Genomic DNA, 23,793 nt, shown 5'->3' with positions numbered 1-23,793 from the left:
TCGAGGACGGTCCGCTGCCATGCTGTGACGGGCGTGCCGGTGGGGTCGTCGTCGCGCCAGGGCGGGTCGTCGCGTCGTAGCAGCGCAGGGGAGTCGACCAGGGTCACCGCGGCCAGCCGGTCCAGCGGCGGGTCGGCCGTCCGGTCGTCGGCCGGGCACACCAGCAGCAGCACCACCGGCAGGTCCTGCCGGAACGCGGCCACCACCAGCGACGCCGCCGCCTCGCAGGCCGCCTCGAACGACGCGGCCACCCCGCCGGAGCGCTCCGGGTGGGCGGCGGCCCGGTTGTCCACCAGCACCACCAGCCGGGGCAGGCTGGTGTCCACGTTCTCCCGCACCATCAGCTCACCCACCCGGGCGCTGGTCCGCCAGTGCACCCGACGCAGCTCGTCACCGACCACGTACTCCCGCAACGAGTCGAAGGTGATCGACCCGTGCGGCACCCCGTCGGTCCGCCCGTCGAGGCTGCGCCCCGCCCCGGTCGGCACCGCCGTCAACGGGTACACCCGGGGATGCACCCGGATCACCGCCGTCGGCCCGTACGCGCGGGTCGCGGCGTACAGGCCCAGCGGGTCGCGGCGGGTCACCCGCAGCGGCCCCACCGGCAGCACCCCACGCCGACGGGTCGGCACGTCGTACCCGACGCCGGTGTCCCGGCCGGGACGCAGCCGCAGCACCGGCACCGGCACCGGCCGGCCCGCGCAGTGGTCCTCGGCCAGCAGGCTGCCCACCCGCAGCCGCCCGGCGTTGCGGACGGTCAGCGCCATCCGGGCCGGCTCACCCACCGCCACCCGGTCCGGGTCGGCGGTGCGGGACACCACCAGCCGGGGGGTACGGGCCGCCACCAGCACCGCCTGCCCGACCGCCACCGCGCCCGCCGCCCCCAGCACGGCCAGCTCCGGGTACGCGAACCGCAACCCCGCGCCGAGCAACGCGGTCGCGGCGACGAGCAGCCCGGTGCCCCGGGCGGTGAGCCCCACGCCGGCCCGCTCAGCCGTGCGTCGGGGTCGACTGGCCCGACGGCAGCGGCACCGGCACCGACGCCACCGCCTGACGCAGCACGTCGGCGGCGGTCACCCCGCGCACCTGCGCGTCGGCGGTGAGCAGCAGCCGGTGGGCGAAGACCGGTTCGACGAGCGCCTTCAGGTCCTCCGGCATGATCCAGCCCCGGCCGTCGATCAGCGCGTACGCGCACGCCGCCCGGGTCAACGCGATCACCCCACGGGGGCTGACCCCCACCCGGACCTGCGGATGCTGCCGGGTGGCCGTGGCCAGCCGCACGGCGTACCCGTAGAGGGGTTCGGCGATGTGCACCCGGCGGGCCATCCGGACCATCTCCCCGACGGTGGCCGTGTCGGTGACCGGTTGCAGCGAGTCGGGGGAGCGGACCGTCGCCCCGCGCAGCACCTCCACCTCGACCGCCTCGTCCGGGTAACCCACCGACAGCTTCACCAGGAAGCGGTCCAGCTGCGCCTCGGGCAGCCGGTACGTGCCGTCCATCTCCACCGGGTTCTGCGTGGCGACCACCAGGAACGGCTGCGGCACCGGATGCCGGACCCCGTCCACCGTGACCGTCCGCTCCTCCATCACCTCCAGCAGCGCCGACTGGGTCTTCGGCGAGGCCCGGTTGATCTCGTCGGCGATGACGATGTTGGCGAACACCGGCCCCGGGTGGAACTCGAACCCCCGGCTGGCCTGGTTGAAGATCGTCACCCCGGAGACGTCGGAGGGGAGCAGGTCCGGGGTGAACTGGATGCGCCGCCACTGGCCCTGCACGGTCGCCGCCACCGCCCGCGCCAGGGTGGTCTTGCCCACCCCCGGCACGTCCTCCAGCAGCACGTGCCCCTGGGCGAACAGGGCGGTCAACGCCAACCGCACCACCTCCGGCTTGCCCAGCACGACCGCGTTGACGTTCTCGGCCAGCCGGGCGGCCAGCGCGGCGAAACCCTGGACCTCCGGCTGGCCCAGCGGTGCGGGGGTGTCGTTCACGACGGCGGGATGCTCCTCGGCTACGGCGGCGCTGGTCAGCAGGTGGGCAGCACGGCGATGTCGTCACCGCCGGCCAGGTTGAGCCAGGCCCAGGGGATGTAGTTGCGCCCCTTGTAGTCGACCCGGACCCACCAGGTGGACTGCTTCTGGCCGTTGTAGATCCAGGAGTCGACGTTGTCGCCCTGCCGCCGACAGTACGCCCGCAGCCGGGTGCCCGGCTTCGCCCAACCGACCTGTTTGTCGTTGTCCTGCCGGGGCACCGAGAAGACCTCGTTGCCGTTGCGACCGTCCACATCGGCGTCACAGTAGGTGCGCTGGTCGCCGTCCGGGCCGTTGACGCAGGTCGCCACCCCGTACAGCGGGTCGGTGACCTGCGCCCGGGTGGCGGTGCCCCGACCGGCGGCGTTGGCGGCCGTCACCGTCACCGTGTAGGCGGTGCCCGGGGTCAGGCCGGTCACCCGCAGGCTGGCGCAGCTGCCCGTGGCGCTCTTCCCGCCGGTGGCGGCGGTGCAGGTCGACTCCCCGCCCCCGGCGTCCACGGTGAACGTCACCGTCACCGACGTCGCGTCCGCCGACGACCCGGTCACCGTCACCCGGGGCGCCGCCACCGTCCGGGCGGTGACGCTGGCCTCCGGCCCCGACCCGGCCTCGTTGACCGCCCGCACCCGCACCAGCACGTTCTGCCCGTCGCCCAGCCCGGTGACGGTCGTGTCGGTCCCGGTCACCTCGCTGGTCCGCCCGCCCACGTCCACCTGGTAGCGGGTCACCGGGCGGCCGTTCGCCGCCGCCGCCGACCACTGCACCGCGACCGTGCCCGCCCGGTCGGCCACCGTCGCCGCCCGCAGGCCCGCCGGCTGCCCGGGGGCGGTGAACGGCACCACCGGCTCACTCAACGGGGAGGCCACCGAGGCGGCACCCCGGTCGCTGACCGCGATCACCGTGAACGCGTACTGGGTGCCGTAGGTCAGCTCACCGGCCGGCACCACCAGTTCGGTGCGGCGCGACTCGCCGACCGGGGCGTTCGCGCCGGCCGACGTCGCGGTCACCGCGTACCGGGCGATCCGGTTGCCCTGGCCGTCGGCGGCCGGCCACCGCACCAGCACGGTGCCGTCGGGGCGGGCCTGCGCGCTGACCCCGGCCGGTGGGGCCGGCACCGCCGAGGTCGGGGTCACCGGGTTGCTGCGCCGGGCCGGGCCGTCGCCCCTGCCGTTCACCGCGTACACCGTGAACGTGTACGTCGACCCGTTGGTCAGCCCGGTGACCTCCAGCGACCGCTGGTTCGCCCCCACCTCGTGCCGACGCCCGGCAGCCTGCACCACGTACCGCAGCACAGCCGAGCCGTTCGCGGCGGCCGGCCGCCAGGCGATCCGGGCCCGCGCGTCCCCGGCGGTGGCGGTGACCTGACCCGGCGCGCCGGGCTTGCCCACCCGGGGCTTCGGCGGCGGGGGCGGCGGGGGCGGGTCCGGCGGCGGGTCCCCGCCCAGCACGTCGTTGGCGTACTTGTCGACGGTGCGCACCCGGTGCGCGTCGTCGACCACCCGGGCGGTGGCCGAACCCGGGGCGTTGATGAACAGGTGGTTCTCCCGCACCTCCAGCTCCAGCGGGCCTCTCGTGCGGCCCGGCCGGATCGTCTCCACCAGCTGCCCGGCCCCGTCGAACGCGTAGACCGCGCCGGTGACCCCGTCGGCGCAGTAGAACCGGCCGGCCCAGGCCACGGCCGGCCCCACCCGGTCGCCGCTGCCCGGCACGACGAACCGGGTGACCACCCGGCCGTCACCGACGGCGAGCACCCGCCGTTCCCCGCCGATCGTCACCGGCACCACCGGGCCGCTGGTCCGCGCCGGCACCGCGCCACCCGCGGCGGCCTCCAGCACCGTACGCCGGGTCTGTCCGTCCCAGACCGTCACCAGCGTGCCCGTGGTGCGGTCCAGCACCGCCACCCCGTCGTCCAGGGTGGACAACGTCAACTCGTGACTCGGCTCGGCCACCGGATGCGTCTGCACCCGCCGGGGCCCCCGGGTGCCGGCCGGCCCCGACGCCGGCCCGGACGGCAGCGCGGCGGCGGTGACCGCCGCGACGGTGCCCTCCGACGGCACCGCGATCCACAACCGGCCCCGACCGTCGAACGCGCCGGCCGTGATGCCCGGCGGAAACAACACCGGGTCACCCACCGGCACCAGCGAACGGGGATCGAGCTGACGCACCACGCCGCGCACCGCGTCCACCACGAAGGCGGCATCCTCGTGCAGCACCACGTTGACCCCGAGACCGGGCGTGGTGGGGGTGGTCGCGGTGATCTGGAGGGTGGCCAGGTCCAGCGCGCTCACCTGGCCGGTCTCCAGATCGCGCAGGACGAGCAGCCGGTCGGTCTGGGTGACCTGCACCGGATGCTGCCGGGCCCCGGGAACCTCCTTGCGGGTGTCCACCTTGGCGGTGATCCCGTTGACCCGGGCCAACTCGCCCCGCGTGCTGCTCCACAGCCAACTGCTGGCGTCGAAGCTGGCCAACGCCTCCTCGGCGGCACCCCGACCCAGCAGGGTGAGGCCCATCGCCGCCACCAGCGCGGTCACCGTGCCGACCGTGACCAGCCCACCCCGCCACCGGGACCGTCGGCGGGACGCGCCACCCCCGGCGCTCGCGGCATCGTCGATGCTGGCCACAGCGGGTCGCCCTCCGTCCGGTGGCCTCAGGCGGCGTGCCGGGTGCCGGCCGCCCTCGCCTGAACCGTGGCACATCATAGGGGTCGATCCGGGACGAGGAAACCCGGACCGTTCCGCTTCGGACACCCAGCGTGCCGGGTCAGCGGGGCGTCCGGCCGTCGCGGTGCAGGCCGGAGCCGTCGGCCAGCCGTCCCGTTCGGCCGCTGTGACCAGCCGTCGCGCTCAGCTGCTCGGCGACGGCCGGACCCGGTCGGTGCAGACCTGGCCGGAGGTGGCGAACGAGTCCGTCGAGTAGACCGCCAACACGGTGAAGCAGTAGTCCACCTCGGCGTTCAGCCCGTTGACCGTGAAACTCGTCTGTCCCGGGTCGACGGTCGCCATCACCCCGAGCGCCCGACCCGTGCGTCCACCCGCGACCATGAACGGCACCGAGCCGCCGCTCGGGTCGGACCAGGTGACCGTGATCGTGGCCTCGTCGTCCCGCAACTTCAGGTCGGCCGGGGGTGGACCGGCCGTCTGCCGGGGAGCGGTGCCGGTCGACCGCTGCGGCCCGTCCCCGTCCCGGCCCAGAGTCAGCGCGCCGACCGTGCCCCCGGCGACCAGCACCAGGATCACCCCCGCCACCACGGCCACCGTCCGGCCCCGGCGGCGCGCCCGCCCGTCCTGCACCGGGTACGACGGCGCAAGCTCCGGATATCCCGTTCCCTCCACCGCCGGCGGTACGCCCCGGTCGGTGCCATGCTCCCCGCCTCCTGGGCCGGCTGCCCCGGTGACCGGTCCGGGCTCCACCGCTGCCGGTGGCGCGGACTCCGTGGTCGCCCACGGCGCGGGCTCGTGGGTGGCGGTGGGTGCCCTGAACTCGTGCGTACTGTCCGGTGCCGGTGCCGGTGCCGGTGATCCGAAGTCCGTTCCCGGTGCCGGCGGGTGCCCCGTATCCGGTGGCGACCCGGGGGCCTGCCCCGAATCCGACGGCCATCCCGGGGTCTGTCCCGTGGTCGGTGGCCACCCGGAGGACTGCGCCACCACCGGCGGTGACCCGGCGGTCCATCCCGGGTACGGCGGCGGACCGGTGGTCTGTTCGGTAACTGCCGGCGACTCGGTCATCGGTACCAGCGGCATGATGATCGACCGACCCGATGCGACGTCGCTCCACGTCGGGTCGTCGGCGGAAGCCTCGTCGTCCCCGCCCGCGTCGCCGACCGTCCCGGTGGGGCCCGCGGTCCATGCCGGCACGGGCGTGCCCCCGGCGTCCCCGCCAGGCGGGGCGTCGAGCGGTGCAGCGGTCAGCCCGGTCCGCAGGTCGACATCTCTGCCGGCTGCGGGCACCGGTGGTGGGACGGCTGCCTGCCCTGCCGCCGCTGCCGCCGGGATCGTCGTAGCCACCGGCGGCGCGGCTGCCGACGGGACGTTCGGAGGCAGCGGTGGCGGGACGGCGGACGACGGGGGCACCGCTGGTGCCGGTGCCGCCTGCGGTGGTGCCGGTGGTGCGGGGTGCGCCTGCGACGCTGCGGAGGCCGTCGGGAGATCGTCGGGTGCGGCCAGGACAGACGGCGGAGCGGATTCGACGGCGGACGCGGGACCGGCGGTGTCCCCGGACGCTGTGGCGGGAACCGGGCCGGCCGTACCGCCAGGTGCTGCGGTGGGTGCCGGGTCGGTGGCGGGATCGCCGGACGTCGCCCCGGGTACCGCGTCGGCCGGGTCGGCGGATGACGCTGCGGGTGCCGTGCCGCCGGATGCGGTCGCCGCCGGGGTTCGGGCGGGGTCGAGGTGCTGGTCCTCCAACAGGGGGCCGATCTGCTGGACCTGTACCGTCGGCCGGTCCCAGCCCGGCGCGGGTGGGGTCGCAACCGGGCCCGGTACGGGCGGGACGGCGGGAATCACCGCCGAACCGGGCGCGGCCGGTGGTGCGGGAGTCGGCGCGTCGACGGGTTCAGTACCCGGTGTGGCCCGGTCGGCGGGCGGTGCGGCGGTGGGCAGGGGGTGGACCGGACCGGGCTCACCCGGCGCGGACGGAAGGGCGGTCGGCTGCCCGTGCCGGATGGGTGCGCCGTCCGCTGGCCCGCTCGGCTGGCCGGGGCCGGCGGTGGGCACGGTGGGGATCGGGACCGGACGCCCGTGCTGGGCCGGTGGACCGGACGGCCCCCCGGCCGGCGGTCCGGGGTGCGGTGCGGCCGGGGGAGCAGCCGACCGGTCGGGTGCTCCCGGCGGGACGGCATCGCCCGTCGGGACCTGCAGGTGCGGCGGTGCCCAGGGCGAGGCGGGTGGTGCGCCACCGGAGACCGGATCGGGTGACGCCGGGTACCCCTGCGCCGGGGCTGCCTCCGGGGCGGCATCCGGTGCCGGTGCAGCGGCGGGGGGTGGGCCCGGCGGTGACGCCGGCGGCCCGGACCGTGGTGCGCTGGAAGCCGGATGGGGCCGGGGTACGCCGGGCCGGTGGGTGGGCTGGACGCCGTACATCTGCCGGGGCAGTGGCACCCGGGGTTCGGCGTCCGGAGCCGGGCCGGCCGGAGCCGGGCCGGCCGGTGCGGGGCCCGGCCGAGGTGCCGGCGGGCGTACCGGCTGGATCGACGCAGGCGCGTGGCCTGCCGGGGTCGGTGGGCCCGGTGCGGCCGGGGTAGGGGGTGCGGAGACCGGGTGGGGCGTCGGCGGTGCCGACCCGGGTCGGGGCGTCGGGAGGGGCCGGTATCCCTGGTGTGGGGCCGGCGGGGTGTGGCCGGGAGGTGCCGACGGGGGAGTCGGCGGCGGGGGCGCAGGCGCGGCACCGGGGGCCGGGGAGGGTGGCTGGCCGTCGGGGATTCCGAGGTACTGACGGGCGGCGCGTACGGCGGGATGCTGCTCGCCGAGCGCGGCGGGCCCGGCAGTGGCCACCCGGGTGTAGTTGCGGCGGGCCTCGTGCCGGTTGCCCAGTTCCTCGGCGACCCCGGCCAGGTCGAAGGCCAGGGCCAGCATCAGCGGGTCGGCCGGGTTCCACCGCCGCTCGCCGGCCGCGTACGCCTCCTCCAGCACCCGCCGGGCGGCGGCCGGATCGTCGGCCTCCCGGTGCAGCCTCGCGAGCAGGTGCGCGGTGCCCATGATCTCCGGGTGGTCCTCACCGTACGCGGGACGGGCCGAGGCGATCGTGTCGGTGAGCAGCCGGCGGGCCGCCGACAGGTCACCGGCGGAACGCAGGGCGAGGGCCCGGTGCTGGACTGCGGCGAGGGGTGAGGGTACGGACACGCAAGCAATGCTGCCGTCTGAGCGGGTCCGGACGCTACCCGCCGGCTCCAGCCGCGTCCTGACCTGCGAGGATCCGGCTCCCGCCGGTGGGTCGGGCGGCGATGTGCATGATCCATACGGGCCGTGTACAGTAATGCCCCGTGCGGCCCACCAGGGCGGCTGACCGGGGTGAGAGCCACCGGAGCCGACACGGTAGGCTGGACGGGCAAGTCCGGGTGGCGGAATGGCAGACGCGCTAGCTTGAGGTGCTAGTGCCCGTATAGGGCGTGGGGGTTCAAGTCCCCCCTCGGACACACTTTTGCAGCATCCCTGCTGTCTTCGACGTACTGGTGGTCAAGCACGCTTGACCACACTAATCTGATCTCCTTGTCGATGTCGGCTGGTCCCGTTTCGGCGGGGGTGGTCGGCGTGGCTGACGTTGTGGTCTCTCCCGTCGTCCCGCCGGTCGTGCTGGCGGGTCGGGGTAAGCCGGGTGGTCGGTCTGGCGGGGTTCTTCGTCGTCGGCCGTTGCCGCTTGCGGATCTTCCTCCCCCTCGTGTCGGCACCATGGTCTATGGGGTGGCGGCGCTGGATGCCAGTGGTCGGATCGCCGACAGTGGGGTCGTTCGGGCGCTGGATTGGGTGCCCGGCACCCGGCTGCACATCCATGAGGGTGCCGGTCTGGCGGTGCTCCGCGCGGATCGGCAGGGCGTGTTCACGGTGACCGGTCAGGGTCATCTGCGGCAGCACACCACGGGTGTCGGAAACCTTCGACGCCGCCCGCCGCCGGCGGATCTGCTCGATCTGCTCGGCGGGCGGCAGCCGCACCCGGGAGTGTGGTTTCTTCGCCCCATCCTGATCGAGGGTGACCGGCTGCTGGCGCAGCCTGCGGGCGTGCGCGTTCGCGGGCTTGCCGTCCGGGCCAGGCAGCAGGTGTCGTCCCAGGACTCCGGCACGAACAGCCGCCAGTTCAGCACCGCCGACGCGGGGTCGGTCGCGGCGTGAACCGTGACGGCGATCTGGCAGTTGGCGACCTTGCCGAGGGTTCCGGAGTACTGCCGGGCCACACACGCAGGAGCCTTGCCGTCCTTGGGAAAACCCGGTGTCATCGACCACCCACACCTGAGGTGCCACCACGTCGACCGCGGCCGTCGCCAGCCGCCGCCGCACACCAGCGACGTCCCAGGTGGATGAGGTCAGGAACTGCTGCAACTGCTGGTGATCGACCCCGAGCCGTTTCGCCATCGGCTGCATCGACTTCCGCCGACCGTCCAGCATCAGCCCCCGCAGATACCGCAGACCGGTCGCACGCTGATCCGAACGCCGCAACCCCGCGAAGATCCCGGCCGCGAAGTCCTCCAACCGCGCCCGCACCCGAACCAGTTCCCGCTCATGCACGCACCGCAGCCAAACACCGCCACGATCCCCGTACAAGCGACACGCCGCAACGACCTAACAAAGCACTTAGCGGAGCTGCGACTGCGAAACGCAGTTGAGGCGGCAGTACGGCAACCGACCAGCACGCTGATCATCGGGGCCTACTGCCGTACGCAGCCACCGTTCTCGTCAGTACTCGAGCCGGTAGAGCGAGTAGTAGCCGCCGCCGGCCGCGATGCAGCGGTATTCGGTCCAGCCACCGTCGTTAATTCCGACGTAGCCTGCAGCGTCGCAGTCATACAAGGAGGAGTATTCGCCCATGTACGTGTACTTGCCGGTAGTGGCTTGAGCTGGCGCGCCGCCTCCAGCCCAAATCGCCACAACCAGTGTGGCGACGAGCGCGACCCGAGCGATCATTATTGCCCTCCAGGCAACGACTGGGGCGAGGGTCACAAGCTATCACACAGATCGACCGCTGTGAATTTTAATCCACGGCGGGCGGCATCGGCTGCATCGGTGATCAACCTGGGGCTACGGTCACTTGGTCGAGCAGGTCCTTGCCGATGGTGTTGTCGCTGACGCTTGCGGCGGTGACGATGACGGCGAGGAGTGGGCCGAGGGTGTCGGTGATGATGCCGCGTTTGCGGCCGACGATCTTCTTGCCGGCGTCCGTGCCCGGCGCCCGGGCTGACGACCGAGCGGCCGCCGCGAGTCCGGTTCGGCGAGCATCTGGGCGCGGCCTACGATTCGGCGGTGGGTTCCTCGCTGACTGTTCGCTTGGCCCGGGTCGAGGACGTCGCCCAGATGGCGTGTGTGCATGTTCGGTGCTGGCAGGAGACGTATCGCGGGCTCATGTCGGATGCGGTGCTGGATGATCCGAGTTTCCCGGCCGCTCGGGAGCGGTTCTGGACTGCCGCCTTGACCGACGAGCGCTATCGCGAGAACCGGGCGGCTGTGGCCGAGCGGGAGGGCGAGTTGATCGGGATCGCGATGTCGGGTCCGCCGCTGGACGCTGCGGCGGTGTGGGCAAGGCAGCTGTATGTCCTCTATGTGTACACGGCCGACCACGGCACGGGTGCTGGGCGAGCGATGTTGCAGGCTGTCATCGACCCTGCGGAGTCGGCGGCGCTGTGGGTCGCCGATCCCAACCCTCGCGCGCAGGCGTTCTACCGCAAGCACGGCTTCGTTGCCGACGGGACGACCCAGGTCGAGGACGGCGTGCGGGAGATTCGCATGGTTCGCGACGTGCAGGCGCCGTCGCCAGTGCCGTGAACAAGAACGTTTGAGGCGTTGGGTCGGGCCGCCCGAGTGGAGGGTTCGGTGGATTCCTCCAGGTCTTGGTCCGCTGAAAGGTGATGCCATGCCGGTGCAAGATCTGCCGCAGCCGTTCCCGCCCGATCTCGATCGGACGGGCGGGCTGCGCGGTGAGGTAGCCGGCGAGCTTGCGGATGCTCCGACGGGTGAATGGCCGCCCCAGCGCTTTAGCCCATGCTCTTGGCGCCGTCCAGGGACTCGCGGATGATGTCGGCGTGGCCGGCGTGCTGGGCGGTCTCGGTGATGATGTGCATCAGCACCCGGCGGGCCGACCACCGGTCCTCGGGCTGGAACCACGGGGCCTTCGGCAGCTCCTGGGTGGCGTCCAGGTCGGGCAGGGTGGCGACCACTTCGTCGGTGCGGCGGGCCACGTCGGCGTAGTCGGTCAGCACACCGGCCAACGTCTCGTCGGGCAGCATCCGGAACTCGTCGGCCCGTCGGGCCCAGTCGGCCTCGGTCATATCGGTGAAGTCACCCCCCATCGCCGACTTGCCGTCCAGGATGAAGCCCACCCAGTTCCGTTCGGCCGAGGTGACGTGCTTGATCAGGCCGCCGAGGCACAGCTCGCTGGTGGTGGTCCGGCGCCCGGCCTGCTCGTCGCTGAGGTCGCGGGTGGTGAAGCGCAGGAAGTGCCGGTGCTTGGCCAGCATCGCCAGCAGGTCGGCGCGCTCGCCGGTGACGGCGGGCGCGGGGGACAGGTCGCGGGTGGTCGCTTCGTCGACGGTCATGGTCTCTTGCCTTTCCTGATGGTTCGGTCAAGGACACGCTAGGGACCATAGCGGTCACTTTCTGGCCTGAATTGCGGAAGAATCGAGATCATGGCGAACACCAGCACCCGGACACTGCGGCTGCTGTCCTTGCTCCAGACCCACCGCTACTGGCTGGGCACCGAACTGGCCGAGCGGCTGGGCGTCTCCGTCCGCACCCTGCGCCGCGACATCGACCGGCTGCGCGAGCTGGGCTACCCGGTCGAGGCGCAGCGCGGCGTCGACGGCGGCTACCAGCTCACCGCGGGCGCGTCACTACCGCCGCTAGTGGTCGACGACGAGGAGGCAGTCGCCCTAGCCGTGGGGCTGCAGGCCGCCGCGCACAGCTCGGTGGAGGGCCTCGCCGAGTCCTCCGTGCGGATGCTGGCCAAGGTGGTGCAGGTGATGCCGACCCGGCTACGGCGCCAAGTCGAGGCGCTGCGCGCGATGACCCTGCCCGCCGGCTGGGACAGCCCGACCCGGCCAGGCGTCGACCCGGGCGTGCTCACCGCGGTCGCGCTGGCCTGCCGGGACAGTGAACACCTCCGCTTCTCCTACACCGCCGCCGACGGTCAGCACACCGAGCGGCACGTCGAGCCGCATCGGCTGGTCTCCCTCGGCCGCCGCTGGTACCTGGTCGCCTACGACCTCACCCGGCACCACTGGCGCAGCTTCCGAATCGACCGCCTCACCGCGCCACACGGCACCGGCTCCCCGTTCCGGCCCCGCGACCTGCCCGCCGCGGACGCGGCCGAGTTCCTCCGCACCAGCCTGGGCAACCTGCCCCGCCCGTACCGGGTGGAGGCCTTGGTCGACGCCCCGGCCGCAGCCGTGCGCGAGCGGATCGGTCGGTGGGGCACAGTCGAGGAGCTCGACGCCAAGCACTGCCGAGTGCGGATGACCGCCGACTCCCTGGACTGGCCGACCATGGCACTGGGCGCGCTCGGCGCCGACTTCCGTGTCCTCGACCCGCCCGAACTGCTCGAGCAGATCCACAACTGGGGCGCCCGATTCAACCGGGCCAGGGCGTGATCCCTCCACGGTCGACGCGCTCGCGGCATGGCAGCCCCATCCGCATCGGCAGCTGCGCATGCTGGGCCCAGCGAGAGCACTGGTGCGTGACGGCACGCCGCACCCACGATCAGCAGTGAGCGTGCCTCCACGCTACGAGGGGCAGTGCACTTTCCGGCGTCGGTGCGCTGTGTGGACAGTGGGACGTTGGTGAAGTTCTGACGCTTCGGCTGTCCATGATGGATGCGGTGGGTGTGGTGGTGCGGCCGTGGTGGTCACGGACGAGGCCGGTGAGTTGGTAGTTGAGTGCGGTGAGGATGCCTTCTTTGCTCCAGGCGGCGAAGTAGCCGTAGACCGTCGGGTGGGGTGGGAAGTCGTGGGGTAGGTGGCGCCAGGCGATGCCGGTGCGGTTGACGTAGAGGATGGCGTTGAAGATCTCGCGGAGGTCGTGGGTGGGGGTGCGGCCGCTGCCAACCGGACTCAACGCATAGATCAGATCAAGCTACTGCGGGCTGACCTCTCACGTTCATGCAGAACGGTCCTCACGTCCGTCCAGTCACGCCCAACCTCATTCAGTTAGGAACAGTTAGTCATGCCGACGCACCCCGGTAGCTGGCCCACGAGCGGGCAGCAACCGCGAGCGGTCCGCGATGCGGGGCCGGGCTCTCCTGCCGCCGCTGCTCCCACAGGTCAGCGAGCGCTGCGGCGAAGGCGTCGACTGCGTCGGGTGCGGCCTGCTTCCACGCTGGGATCTGGTCGGCCCACTCTTCAGAGTCCGCCGGGCTGTGTCCGGCGCGGACGAGTCGGACGATCATCAGGGCGGTGTCGATCCACGCCGCGCCCCGGCACGGCATGGACCAGTCGACGACGTGCACCCGGGTGTCGACCAGGAAGTTGAACGGCGTGACGTCGGTATGCAGGAGGGTTTCCCCGTCGACCAACTCAGGGGCGATGAGGCCCTCCCAGCGCTTGGTCGCCGCCTGAACTCGGACCGGCGGGCACGGGGTCAGCCCTTGTGTGAGCGCGGTCAGGGTGTCGGCGATGACGGGCAGGTCGGTAGACCCGGGGGTCAGGTCAGCGTGCCGGCCGGGCACGTGATCGAAGCCGAGAGCCAGCCAGTCGCTCTCCTCGATTTTCCACCGCAGCCTGGGTGCGATGTCGGGTAGCCAAGGATTGACTCGGGCCTCGGCGTGGTGCATCCGGGCCAAGGGGTTGCTCGTCTGGATGGCCTTGCAGAAGATGCGCCCGCCGTCGGTGTCCAGGGTCGCGGCGAGGCTTGACACGGAACCGGTGGACGCCGACCGGGCTGCCCGGACCGGGCCGATGTGGGACTCGATGGCAAGCCGAACCGTAGCTGGCAGGTCCTCCCAGTGGCGGTCGGGCATCCCACTCCCTCGCTGACTGCGGCGACCGTAGACGCATGCAGCCTACGGTCGCCGCAGCGGCGGGGTGCGGTTCAGCTCAGCGTGTCGGGCTGTCGGTGCACCCGGCGTGGCACTGCGTGCAGTCCGCCTTGCCACGCCACAGCGGCCGGTCGATTTGATAGCCGACGGCGGCGATGGCGTCGACGGCCCGGGCCAGTGGCACGGCCCCACGGGCGGGGACGGTCGGCCACTCGCTGCCGTCCTCCGGCTCGTGGTGGATAAACCGGCCGGCGATCCGGTCGCAGAACTCGCTGTAGTCGCGGCTGTAGAGGAGGAAGGTGTGCCAGCCGATGTCGACCATGTCGGAGGGGCCGATCGGCGTGGTCGTGACGGCGGCAGCGGCGAGGAACGCCAACGCCTGGTCGAGGATGCGCGCCGGCATGCCGTCGGGCAGCTCCGGGTGGTCCTTGGCGATGCGGTCGGTGAGCCGCGCGAACAGTTCGGGGGACACCAGCGAAGACCCTCGCCTCAGGGCGGTCGTCGGTTTGAGCGCGGTCGCGGTCATGTCTGCTCCTCTGTGTCTGCCTTGGCTCTCTGCCAGGTCTTCACCCAGCGTGGTCGTTAGGGGACCCCTTGTGAATGGGGCGGGTGTTGCGGCAACATCGGCCAGGATGGATGGGAATACGCTTCCTGACCCGGCCAATGTGCCGGCCGTGCAAACCGTGTTCGGCCTTGCCTTGCGGCAGCTCCGCACCGAGGCCGGGCTGTCGCTGCGGGCCCTCGGCAAAGCCACCCACTACGACTTCAGCCGCCTGTCCCGCGCCGAACGTGGCGAACACCTCGTCGACCCTACGGTGGTCAAGGCCCTTGACGAGGCGCTGCACACCGGCGGGCTGCTGGCCCGGCTCCGCGCCCTGGCCCCGCCTGACCCCGCCCACAAGCAGCGGAATCGGGCAACGCGAGGGGCCGGCATTGCCGCCGGCTCCGGCGATACGGTGAGGCTGGAGCTACGGACGGCGGACGGAAGGAGCGTGCAGGTGGCCCTGACGCGACGCGAGTTCTCTCACCTGCTGGCCACCGGCGCGCTGCGGGCCGTGCTGCCGGCCGGCGTGACCGACCTCGACCAGGCCGACCGGGTACGACGGATGCTCGACGGCCCACGCCGACCCGACCCGCAGGTTCTCGACTACTTCCGCCGGCTGCTCGCTGAGCACTACACCGCCGACAAGATGCTCGGCCCCCGGCAACTCCTCGGGCCGGTGATGGCGCAACTCGACGTCCTCGACAGCCTGCGCCGGCACATCGCGCCGGGCGCCGACCGGCCGGTGCTGCGGCTGCTGACCCAGTACGCCGAGTTCGCCGGCTGGCTGCACCAGGACGCCGGGGAACTGCCCGCCGCCTGGCACTGGTCCGACCGGGCCTCACAGTGGGCACAGGCCGCCGGCGATGACGAGATGGTGGCGTACATGCTCGTGCGAAAGAGCAACATCGCCACCCTTGACACTGACCCGGCAGCCGTCGTCGGTTTAGCCGCCGCCGCCCAGCGCGTACGGGGCGACGTGAGCCCGAAGTTGATCGCGCTGGCCAGCCAGCAGGAAGCCCGAGGCTGGGCCCAACTCGGTGACGTCGGCCGCTTCCGTGGGTGCCTCGACACCGCGGCGGCCCTGCTGCGGGAGCATCCCGACGACGTGCGCCCGACAGCGCCGGTCTACTTGCACGGATACGACCTGGCCACTCTGGAAGAGCAGAGCGCCAGCGCGTACCGCAGCGCGGGCGACCCGACAACGGCGACGGCGATCCTGGAGCGCAAGATCCAGGAGACGCCGGCTCACCTGGCCCGCGACCTAGCGCATCTGCGGGCGAAACTCGCCAACGTCGTCGTTGCCGGTGCCGATCCTGATCCGGTGCGGGCTGCCGAATTGGGTCTTGTCTGCGTCGAGGTGTGCCGGCAGTCGGGGTCGGGACGGATCGCCGGAGAGTTGCGGGCGCTGGACAGGACGTTGGCACGGCGGTGGCCCGAGCTGCCGGCCGCCCGATCACTCCGTGAAGCGTTGGCGGCTTGACCCGACGAGCTAGTCCGCAAGACGGACCAGCCGGGGCGGGTCACGGAGACGCGGCCCGCCCCTTCGCGTCGCAGTCGCCGCCACCGGCGGGTCCGCCAGCACGTCCGGGCAGCGGCGGCACCGCAGCACCAGGTGGCCGCCGCAGCGGCACGGCCACCAGTCTCGGACCGGCCGTGTGGCCGACCCTCCGGCGTAGGCGTGCCCGGTGCGGCAGTGCGTCGGCTCGTCGCCGACCAACTCGCGGACGCGGCGATAGGGGAAGGCAACCGCGTGCAGGTCGGCGGGGGCTCGCGCGGCCAGGTGGCGTAGCTGGGCCGGGTGTCGACCGTGCGCTCGACGACCGTCGTCCCGGCCGGCGAGTTACCGGCGGAGTCCCAGCGGATGATGATGCGCCACTCCACGGTCAGCACTGTAATCGCACATATGTTCGATCGGTTGCGGTCGTGGTCGAGCTGCTCGACATCGGTGCCGACGAGCTCCCCCACGCGCAGCCCGGTGTACAGCAGCAGGGCAACAATCGCCGCAGTACGGGCGGCCTGGGAGCCGGTGTCGGCGGCGGCGAGCAGCGCCTCGGCCTGCGCACACGACAGGCCGGCGGTGCTCGCCGGGTCGGATCGGTCTTCGGCTTCTGCTTGGGTAAGGCCACCTTGCTCGACCGCTCACGACTGCTTCGACCAACCGTCGGGCAAGACGAACCGCGCGACTCTGGGCTGGTTTGGCTGCAGGTCAGCTACATCAGCGTAGATGATCCGCCGGCCGGGCGGTGTTGGTCAGGTGGCCGGGGCGAGGGTGAGCAGGCCGCATCCGTACGCCTTGGCGTGCCCGATTCCGCTGGTCATGGCGCGGCGGATGGCGTCGGCGTCGGTGACCTGGAGGATGCCGTCGTACGTCACCGTGGTGAGCGTGACCGTTCCCATGCCCCGTTTGAAGGTCTGGGCCTGGCGGCGGTGCAGCCGTAGGTTGGGCAGGCCGTCGTGTTGCGGTGCGATGGCGAAGCCGTGGCGGTCGGCGCGGCTGGTCAGCCACCCGATCTGCTCCTCTTCCCGCAGGTAGCCGAAGCGTTGGGTCTCCTTCGCGTCGGCGGTCTTCCGGCCGCTGTGCGTCGGGTTGGCGGTGAGTCGGAAGGCCCACTGCTGGCCGGGGCGGAGGGACTGGAGCAGTCCGTCATAGTCGCGGGTCACCCAGGCTTCCGTGGTGGGCCAGCCAGCCTGTTCCACGAGGTGGGTGAGGTCGGGTCGACCAGGGCTGACGATGTAGAGGTGCACGGTCGAGGTGGCCGGGGTGTCGAGTCGCCACAGGGTGCGGCTGCCGGCGTGCTCGTGGTCTTCGGGTGCGGCGAAGGCCGCGCGGACGGCGCCGTGCATGGCATGGGGTGAGGAGAGCAGCTTTCGCGCGCCCCGGCGGGCGACGTTGATTCGGAACCGGGTGAGGTACATGGTCAGCCTCCCAGCAGGCTCAACGGGTCGTGGTCGGTGACGTGGGCCCGTTCCGCGAGGTCGTTGGTGACGTCCACGTGTCGGCGTAGCACCGAACGCCAGGTGTGTTGCCGGTGGGCGGGGTCGAAGCTGACCGGTTCGTCGGGCACGGTTTCGGTGACCGGTTCGTCTGGCCGCGCATCCCGGATGATCTCCAACCGGATGGTGCTGGCCGCTTTGCGCCGGTACCAGTCCGCGGCGAGCCAGGGCCATGTCGTCAGTGCGCCGTCGAGGGTCAGGTCGTGGACGCCGAGGTTGATCGGGCCGGCGGGTGGGCAGGAGCGACGCCCGAGGTAGAGGGGGAACTGTGGGCGGCTCAGGGCGTCGGCCAGGCCGTGCAGTAGTTCCCGTTCGCCGCTGAGGACGGCGAGGAAGGCGGCGTCGGTCAGGTAGTAGCGGTAGGTGAGCGGTGCGCTGGTGCGTCCGTCGAGGGAGTGGGCGGTCTGGAAATCTCGCAGGAGCTGTCCGGGTTGGTCCAGGCGTACCCCGAACTCCAGGCCGAGTAGTTCGGTGAGTGGCTCGGTGCGGCGGATGCCTCTGGCGGCGGCGAGCAGGCCGATCACGCCACTCTTGGTGGGTGCTATCTCGGTGCCGCGGCGGGTGAAACGGCTGGAGGAGCCCCACGACTGCAGCGGGCCGGCGAGCCTGAGCACCAGCACGCTCATGCGGGCTGACCGAGGGCTAGGGCGACGTGTTCCCCCACGCCGTTGACCAGTTCGCCGAGGCTGACCGCCTTGCCGAGGTCGGCCAGCACGGCGGTCTTCTCGCCGACCTGGGTGACCCAGCTGGCGGTCGGTCGCTCGCCGAAGGCGTTCTCGACCGCGACGGTGTGCTTCGCCAGGGCGGCGGCGGCCAGTTCCACCCGGCCGGCGGTGTGGGTTTCCCGGATGGGCATCTCGAACGCGCCGACCAGGTTGATCGGCTGGGAGTCACGCATCCGCACCAGCACCGCGTCGGGCAGGGTGCGGTGGGCGAAAGTGTTCTGCTTGCCGGTGGGCATGCTGCGGACGAAAGCCGTGAGGAACGCCTCGACGGCGGCCCGGGTGGCATCTCCGTCGCCCAGGGTGCGGTGCAGGGCGTCCACGTCGAGGGTGGCGTAGCGGTACAGGGTGGACGAGTTGAACTCGACCGTGCCGATCATGCCCGCGCCGGTCTCGCTGGCGTCGGCCTTGCGGTCGTCGACGGCGGTGAAGTAGTCGAACTCGTTGTCGACGGCGTGCACGCTAAGGCCTCCCAAAAGGTTTACGTCGCGTACCTCGCCCAGTCGAGACTGCCGTACCCCGCCGCATCGCTGCGAAAGCCGACCACGGACACGATGACCAGACAGCGAGACCAACCCAAAGGCCAGGACCGCCCGTCCGACCGCAGCGACCGACCATCAATCGCACCAGCGGAGATCAGCCGGTACGCGGTGAGCGATGCGCTGGTGGCGAAGGGTGCGAAGGGGCGAAGGGTGCGAAGCGGGATTTCGCGGTGCGTCCGCCGTGCCTCGACGCCGGTTGGTGGGCAAGCCCCGTCGCGCGATTTCGACGGCGACCCGGAAGGCGTCAAGCAGCTCGGTTTGATTGGAGCCAACCGACACCTGGAGCCAGGGCGTGATCAATGATTGCGCTGCCGAGATGGCGTTCACCCCGGAAACCATGGACCATCGTGACAGCGTCATCGATGATCGTCGCGATCGGCTCCAGCGAGCACTTATTGCGGATTTATGCACCTCTGGGTTTTATGCCTGGAAGCATTTCGTTGCACCGTGCGGAGTTCATCAAAACCGCGCTCGACGCGTCGATGAGGTCGTCGACATCTATGGACAGGCTTCCGTAGTTCAGCCGCATGGTCGGACGGATTCAGGAGTTGCCGCCTGATCTCATCGAACGGCGACGCGACGATCGCTCGGTCCAACTTGGCTTCCTCCGGGCTGAAGTGGCTGGTGAAACTGGCCAGCAGGGGCATCTGTGAGGGGGTGAGGGCTTTGACGAGCATCCGTTGGCGCGCGTCTGACGGGTTTCCCTTGAGGCCGTTTCTCAAGATCCACAATTCTGCCGAATTGCCGTGCTGTCGAATCCGACCCAATGTGGCGAGAACCCTAGAAACCGATACACGCCCAGGTGCGTGAGTCAGGCGTTCTCGCGGCAACTCCAAGATCGCTGAAGGGCTGTGCCCGTCGCGCGTCGGCGTTCGATCCGGCCGACGCCGCCTCGGTCGAGGTTGGGCGACTATGTGGAGCCCTGGGCGTGACCACCGCCAGGTGATACCAACGGGGGTGTGTCGCCGACCCGCTTAACCTATTTATGATTAACGATATGAGCGATGCCTGGCCGCTGACTGGTCGCTCTGAAGAGTTGCGGGTCGTGGATGCGTCCATTCGAGGTACGCGAGGCGTGGTGCTCGCTGGCGTGGCTGGGGTCGGCAAGACCCGACTCGCCCGCGAGGTGCTTGCCATTGCGCAGCGCCGTGGCGTGGTCGGGCGGTGGGTGACCGGGTCGGCCTGTGCCCGCACCACACCGTTGGGGGCCTTCGCGTCCGTGCTGCCGTCGGTTGGATCCGATCCGCTGCAGATGCTTGGTCAAGCTGCGAAGGCGCTGCTCAGCGGTGCCGGGCGAGCTGGGACACTGGTGGTGGTTGACGACGGGCATCTGCTCGACGATGTCTCCGCGACACTGCTGCACCATCTGGTCACCGCGACCGCTGCGACGGTCGTGGTCACTGTCCGCTCCGACGTACCAGCACCAGATGCGGTCACGGCCACCTGGAAAGACGCCCACCTGGAGCGGTTCGAACTGGTGCCACTGCCTGAGGTCGAGACCGCTGCGCTGCTTGAGGCGGCACTCGGCGGGCCGCTTCAGCCGAAGGCTGCCGACCAGATGTGGCGGCTATCACAGGGCAATCCGCTGTACCTCCGCGAGTTGGTCACCGGTGGCCGTGCGTCCGGCTGGCTCGAGGAGCGCAGTGGAGTGTGGTGTTGTATGGGCACATTGGCCGTACCGTCCACCCTGGTGGAGCTGATCGAGTCGCGGATGGGCGGATTGACCGAACCAGTGCGCGACGTGGTCGACCTGCTCGCCTTTGCCGGTGTCATGGACGTCGAGGTTCTGAGTCAGCTGACAGGTGCGCCGGCCCTCGAGCAGGCCGAGGTATCAGGCTTGATCAGTGTTGTGAGTGATGGTCGTCGGTTGTCGACCAGCCTTGCCCACCCGCTGTACGGCGAGGTTCGCCAGGCCAGGGTCGGAATGCTCCGGGCGCGACGATTGCGCGGTCTGATCGTACGGGCCCTGACGGAGCACGGGCTACACAGTGTCGACGACGAGCTGCGCTGCGCGGCGCTGATGGTGGACTCCGATCTGCGCGCCGATCCGGCGCTGCTGACCCGGGCTGCGACGCGCTCCGCGCAGCTGCTCGACTTGCCGCTGGCGTTGCGGCTGGCGAGGTCTTCAGTCGCGGCGGGCGGCGGCTTCGAGGCGCGGGCGGTGCTCGCGCATGCGTTGAGTATGCATGGTCGGGGCACGGAGGCCGATGACGAACTGCTGGTGCTGGCCGAGTTGGCGGGCGATGACATCCAGCGGGCCTGGGTAGCTGCGGTCCGGGCTGCGAACCTGTTCTTCGATCTCAATCGTCCGACCGAAGCCGAGACCGTGCTGGGCAATGCGTTGGCCGACGTCGCCGACGCGACGGCCAACCAACTCCTCCTGTCGCTGCACGCCGTCTTCGAAGGCCTGCTCGCCCGCTCGGCCGTCGCGATCCAGGTGGGCCGTGCCGTGCTTGATGCGCCGGGCGTCGCACCCAACGCCGCCTTCCTGGCCGCCTGGGGCCTGACCAGCGCCTACGGGGTTGCCGGCCGCACCAGCGCGATGCGACCGGCGGCAGCCGCGGCACACCGGGCCGCAGTCTCCTTCGATACGGCCATTTTGCGGTTCAACGTGGCCGAGCTTGAACTCATGGCGCTCCGGCTGGCTGGACACATATCGGAGGCAGTAGACGTTGCAGCGCGCTGCCGGCGAGACGCGGCGTCCCTGCCGGGCGTGCCGCAGTTCTATGCCTCGGCATTGATCGGCCAAGCCGCGTTGGCGTGTGGACGGCTGGCCGAGACAATTCGCCGGATGCGCGAGGCCCTGGCCGGGTTCACCCTCGTTGACCCGGGCGGACGAGTGTTCGACTGCCTCTTGTGGTTGACCCACGCGATGGCGATGAGTGGCGATGCCCGCAACGCGGAGCGTGCCCTGAGTGAACTCGACGAACGAGTGCAGACCGGGTACGCCTACCGGCGACCGGATGTCGCGCTGGCCCGAGCATGGGTCGCCGCCGCCAACGGTGCGATCGTGCAGGCTGTCGGCCTCGCCCGGAAGGCGGCGGACGGTGCTGCGGCGGACGGGATGCCTGCGCACGAGGTGTGCGCCCTGGAGACGGCCGTCCGATTCGGTGACCGTCACGCCGCTGAGCGCCTGTCCGGACTCGAAGCGCAGGTCGACGGTCCACGGGTCGGAATCGCGGTGCGATACGCGAGCGCTCTCGCCGCCAATGACGGCTGGATGTTGCAAGCCGTCTCCACCGGGCTCGAGGAGATGGGTGATCTAGCGGCTGCGGCCGACGCCGCGGCGCAGGCCGTCGCCGCGCACACCAAGGCCAATAGGCTCGATGCGGCACAAGTCTGTGCGGTACGGGTTCACCTGCTGGCACAGCGATGCCAGGGCGCCCGCACTCCCGCGATCATCTCAGTGGTGAGGCCGCTGGCCATTACCGCCCGCGAGCGGGAAATCATCACGCTGGCCGCTCATGGCCTGTCCAATCGCGAGATCGCCTCTCGGCTCGGTGTCTCCGTTCGTACTGTGGAAGGCCACGTCTACCGCGCCGGTGCCAAGCTGGGCACCACCCGTCGCGCCGACTTCGCCCGCCTGCTCTGGGGGCATCCGTGATGTGCGAGGGCCGGCCGATCTTTGGCTGCTGCTGACACGATCCGTCGGTGCAGAGATCCGCTCTCGGTGCGGCTCTGCCCGACGGTCCTGTAGGCCGCTGCGGATTCTCTAGGCAGGCGCCCTCGCGCCGGCTTCGCCGCCTCGCCGCGAGCCTCGTGCCAGCGAGCGCGAGGCCTCGCCGGCCGAAAAGCGAGTAGTCGACTACTCGCAAGCCGATGACGTAGGTGTGCTTCGATGTCTGTGGGGTTGAAGGGGCTAACTGATTCTGGTTCCCGAGGCCAACAGATGGTTCGAGAGAGGAGCGCGTAGGAAATGTTCAGAGTGAGGAGTTCGGGGAGTGGGCACGGGCGACTCCTGCGCCGTGCGTTCGCGGCCATGGCGGCCGTGCTGCTGCTGGTGGTAACGGCACCTGCTGCTCCCGCTGCGGCGGAGTACCCGTGGTTCACCTTGCACAGCAAACTCAACGACAAGTGCCTCGAGACCAAGTTGCCGAGCTACAACGGCCAACGCGCCAACATGTGGTCCTGCTGGGGCGGGTGGAACCAGCAGTGGAAGTGGTCGGGCGACCAGCTCGTCAACCGCTCGACCGGAAAGTGCCTCGAGATTCTCGACGTGAATCCGAACAACGGCAGCTATGTCGGGGAATGGGACTGCTGGCCAGGCGTCAATCAGCGGTGGTATATGGGCGACTTCCTGCCCGTGCCGGTTGGGCAAGAAGTGCGCAACCGGCTGAACGCCAAGTGTCTGGAGATCCGCGACAGTTGGCCGGGGGACGGCGCCTACGTCGGGATGTGGGACTGCTGGCGCGGTGCTGCCACGGCATGGCAGATCGTCTACTGAGCATATTCAGCACCAGCTCAAGACACGTTGCCGGCGACGAGGTGACCGCCGCTCGCCCGTTCTGGCAGACCGTCCGCACGTCATGTTCTCCTCCATCAGTCATGGCGCGTCGTGTCATCGCTGTGCACAGCACGACACGACGTGTCATGACCAGTATTTGCTGCAATTGTCACTGGCGTCGGGATGCGAGAACAGAACGCCGCGCCGCATCACGGCGTGGGCCGAGTGCATACCCATGAGGTCCGGCCGTGATCCGGCCACCGCCGCCGACCTCAAGTCGGCCTACCAGCTCATCGCCACCACGACCGACCGCCTGGAGGCCCAACTCGCCGCCCGGATGCGCCGCGACCACCTTTCGGCGCTGCGATTCTCCCGCACCGTTGGTTGCCCGGCACGGGCAGCGGCTTGAGGCGGTGGAGCTTCTGGAGTGGGCCGGGGGCGACCTGGCGGACGGTGCCGTGGCGTCGGGCCTGCGATTTGCAAGCGGCCGGCTGACGATCTACAACGCGATGGACGAGAACGGGATCGAGGAGGGCGGTCCCTGCCTGCGGTACCGCCGACACCGACTGGGGTGAGCGTGCAACTGCATGACTCGACCGAGCCGTCAGCGGCAGAACCGGGTGCCTGATCATGGCGAGCCGTATGGGCCGGACGCAAGGCACCCCCGATGGCTCGGGAGAGTGGCGACGTTGCGTTCTGGATCATCGGCCGATCGGATGGCCGGCGGCGATGATCGGCTATTTCCATGGGCGGCGGACACCCTGCGACGTCTAGGAAGGAGGCATGGCCAACGAGCGGACCGTTCCCCTGCTGCCGTGCGCGTCCATTGATGACATTGAAGCCTTCTATGGA

19 protein-coding genes, 1 tRNA gene and 5 pseudogenes are annotated in these 23,793 nt (G+C 71.0%); 9 read left to right on the top strand and 16 right to left on the bottom strand.

Features of this window, described 5'->3' with window-relative positions; genetic code table 11:
* The 5 genes and pseudogenes from H1A17_RS27355 to H1A17_RS35895 form a co-directional block, all read right to left on the bottom strand.
* A partial coding sequence (locus tag H1A17_RS27355) for a DUF58 domain-containing protein (protein ID WP_194823215.1) occupies positions 1-980 on the bottom strand: 980 nt, incomplete at its 3' end.
* A gap of 10 nt (positions 981-990) precedes the next feature.
* On the bottom strand, positions 991-1,989 hold the full coding sequence (locus tag H1A17_RS27350) for a MoxR family ATPase (protein WP_145920756.1): 999 nt from the start codon (positions 1,987-1,989) through the stop codon (positions 991-993).
* 35 nt (positions 1,990-2,024) lie between these two features.
* Positions 2,025-4,649, bottom strand: coding sequence for a fibronectin type III domain-containing protein (locus H1A17_RS27345; protein ID WP_194823214.1), 2,625 nt, complete (start codon positions 4,647-4,649; stop codon positions 2,025-2,027).
* A 222-nt stretch (positions 4,650-4,871) separates the two neighbouring features.
* Positions 4,872-5,360 carry a fibronectin type III domain-containing protein gene (locus tag H1A17_RS27340; RefSeq protein ID WP_194823221.1) on the bottom strand — a complete coding sequence of 163 codons (489 nt, stop codon included), beginning with the start codon at positions 5,358-5,360 and terminating at the stop codon, positions 4,872-4,874.
* Positions 5,361-7,691: 2,331 nt separating this feature from the next.
* A pseudogene (locus H1A17_RS35895) lies at positions 7,692-7,865 on the bottom strand (hypothetical protein); the annotation flags it as partial.
* Between the two features lie 209 nt (positions 7,866-8,074).
* Here H1A17_RS35895 and H1A17_RS27330 point away from each other — a divergent pair.
* Positions 8,075-8,158: transfer RNA gene (locus H1A17_RS27330), tRNA-Leu, on the top strand.
* A 442-nt stretch (positions 8,159-8,600) separates the two neighbouring features.
* On the opposite strand, the pseudogene H1A17_RS34805 reads toward H1A17_RS27330, so the two are convergent.
* The 3 genes and pseudogenes from H1A17_RS34805 to H1A17_RS27315 all read right to left on the bottom strand — a co-directional run.
* A pseudogene (locus H1A17_RS34805) lies at positions 8,601-9,242 on the bottom strand (transposase); the annotation flags it as partial.
* Positions 9,243-9,410: 168 nt separating this feature from the next.
* Positions 9,411-9,638, bottom strand: coding sequence for a hypothetical protein (locus tag H1A17_RS27320; RefSeq protein WP_194823213.1), 228 nt, complete (start codon positions 9,636-9,638; stop codon positions 9,411-9,413).
* Positions 9,639-9,759: 121 nt separating this feature from the next.
* Positions 9,760-9,897 (bottom strand): annotated as a pseudogene (locus tag H1A17_RS27315) (transposase); the annotation flags it as partial.
* Positions 9,898-9,974: 77 nt separating this feature from the next.
* On the opposite strand from H1A17_RS27315, the gene H1A17_RS27310 reads away from it, so the two are divergent.
* Positions 9,975-10,493, top strand: coding sequence for a GNAT family N-acetyltransferase (locus H1A17_RS27310; protein ID WP_309236885.1), 519 nt, complete (start codon positions 9,975-9,977; stop codon positions 10,491-10,493).
* Positions 10,494-10,702: 209 nt separating this feature from the next.
* On the opposite strand, the gene H1A17_RS27305 is transcribed toward H1A17_RS27310, so the two are convergent.
* Positions 10,703-11,263: a DinB family protein gene (locus tag H1A17_RS27305; RefSeq protein ID WP_194823212.1), complete on the bottom strand. Its 561-nt coding sequence runs from the start codon at positions 11,261-11,263 to the stop codon at positions 10,703-10,705.
* Positions 11,264-11,353: 90 nt separating this feature from the next.
* Between H1A17_RS27305 and H1A17_RS27300 the strand changes: the two genes are divergently transcribed.
* Positions 11,354-12,313 (top strand): YafY family protein, encoded by a 960-nt coding sequence (locus H1A17_RS27300; RefSeq protein ID WP_194823211.1) that lies wholly within the window; start codon positions 11,354-11,356, stop codon positions 12,311-12,313.
* 149 nt (positions 12,314-12,462) lie between these two features.
* Here the strand turns inward: H1A17_RS27300 and H1A17_RS27295 are convergent.
* From H1A17_RS27295 to H1A17_RS27285, 3 genes and pseudogenes are all read right to left on the bottom strand, one after another.
* Positions 12,463-12,758, bottom strand: a pseudogene (locus tag H1A17_RS27295) (transposase); the annotation flags it as partial.
* Between the two features lie 124 nt (positions 12,759-12,882).
* The gene (locus H1A17_RS27290; RefSeq protein WP_194823210.1) at positions 12,883-13,677 is read right to left on the bottom strand and encodes a phosphotransferase; all 795 of its coding nucleotides are present in this window, start codon (positions 13,675-13,677) and stop codon (positions 12,883-12,885) included.
* Positions 13,678-13,753: 76 nt separating this feature from the next.
* Positions 13,754-14,221: a hypothetical protein gene (locus H1A17_RS27285; RefSeq protein ID WP_228544325.1), complete on the bottom strand. Its 468-nt coding sequence runs from the start codon at positions 14,219-14,221 to the stop codon at positions 13,754-13,756.
* Between the two features lie 148 nt (positions 14,222-14,369).
* Between H1A17_RS27285 and H1A17_RS27280 the strand changes: the two genes are divergently transcribed.
* Positions 14,370-15,719 carry a helix-turn-helix transcriptional regulator gene (locus tag H1A17_RS27280; RefSeq protein ID WP_309236884.1) on the top strand — a complete coding sequence of 450 codons (1,350 nt, stop codon included), beginning with the start codon at positions 14,370-14,372 and terminating at the stop codon, positions 15,717-15,719.
* A 434-nt stretch (positions 15,720-16,153) separates the two neighbouring features.
* Here H1A17_RS27280 and H1A17_RS35890 read toward each other — a convergent pair.
* From H1A17_RS35890 to H1A17_RS27260, 4 genes and pseudogenes are all read right to left on the bottom strand, one after another.
* A pseudogene (locus tag H1A17_RS35890) lies at positions 16,154-16,309 on the bottom strand (tyrosine-type recombinase/integrase); the annotation flags it as partial.
* Between the two features lie 180 nt (positions 16,310-16,489).
* Complete coding sequence (gene cas6e, locus H1A17_RS27270; protein ID WP_088645122.1) at positions 16,490-17,155, bottom strand: type I-E CRISPR-associated protein Cas6/Cse3/CasE; 666 nt, start codon at positions 17,153-17,155, stop codon at positions 16,490-16,492.
* Between the two features lie 2 nt (positions 17,156-17,157).
* On the bottom strand, positions 17,158-17,859 hold the full coding sequence (gene cas5e, locus H1A17_RS27265) for a type I-E CRISPR-associated protein Cas5/CasD (RefSeq protein WP_194823209.1): 702 nt from the start codon (positions 17,857-17,859) through the stop codon (positions 17,158-17,160).
* Complete coding sequence (locus tag H1A17_RS27260; RefSeq protein ID WP_309236883.1) at positions 17,856-18,416, bottom strand: type I-E CRISPR-associated protein Cas7/Cse4/CasC; 561 nt, start codon at positions 18,414-18,416, stop codon at positions 17,856-17,858. Before H1A17_RS27260 ends, cas5e begins: the two co-directional genes overlap by 4 nt.
* Before the next feature lie 343 nt (positions 18,417-18,759).
* Here H1A17_RS27260 and H1A17_RS27255 point away from each other — a divergent pair, with 343 nt between their 5' ends.
* The 5 genes from H1A17_RS27255 to H1A17_RS27235 all read left to right on the top strand — a co-directional run bounded on the left by H1A17_RS27255 (position 18,760) and on the right by H1A17_RS27235 (position 23,516).
* Complete coding sequence (locus H1A17_RS27255; RefSeq protein ID WP_194823208.1) at positions 18,760-19,056, top strand: hypothetical protein; 297 nt, start codon at positions 18,760-18,762, stop codon at positions 19,054-19,056.
* A 438-nt stretch (positions 19,057-19,494) separates the two neighbouring features.
* On the top strand, positions 19,495-22,101 hold the full coding sequence (locus H1A17_RS27250; RefSeq protein ID WP_194823207.1) for a LuxR family transcriptional regulator: 2,607 nt from the start codon (positions 19,495-19,497) through the stop codon (positions 22,099-22,101).
* Positions 22,102-22,476: 375 nt separating this feature from the next.
* Positions 22,477-22,941: an RICIN domain-containing protein gene (locus H1A17_RS27245; protein ID WP_158224255.1), complete on the top strand. Its 465-nt coding sequence runs from the start codon at positions 22,477-22,479 to the stop codon at positions 22,939-22,941.
* 82 nt (positions 22,942-23,023) lie between these two features.
* On the top strand, positions 23,024-23,350 hold the full coding sequence (locus H1A17_RS27240; RefSeq protein WP_194823220.1) for a hypothetical protein: 327 nt from the start codon (positions 23,024-23,026) through the stop codon (positions 23,348-23,350).
* Positions 23,351-23,354: 4 nt separating this feature from the next.
* The gene (locus H1A17_RS27235) at positions 23,355-23,516 is read left to right on the top strand and encodes a hypothetical protein (RefSeq protein WP_194823219.1); all 162 of its coding nucleotides are present in this window, start codon (positions 23,355-23,357) and stop codon (positions 23,514-23,516) included.
* Positions 23,517-23,793: the final 277 nt, after the last annotated feature.

It is taken from the genome of Micromonospora sp. S-DT3-3-22 (assembly GCF_015354745.1).
Lineage (GTDB): Bacteria > Actinomycetota > Actinomycetes > Mycobacteriales > Micromonosporaceae > Micromonospora > Micromonospora wenchangensis.
The sequence above is the reverse complement of the archived record's forward strand: the minus strand, read 5'-3'. Positions and strand labels throughout refer to the sequence as shown.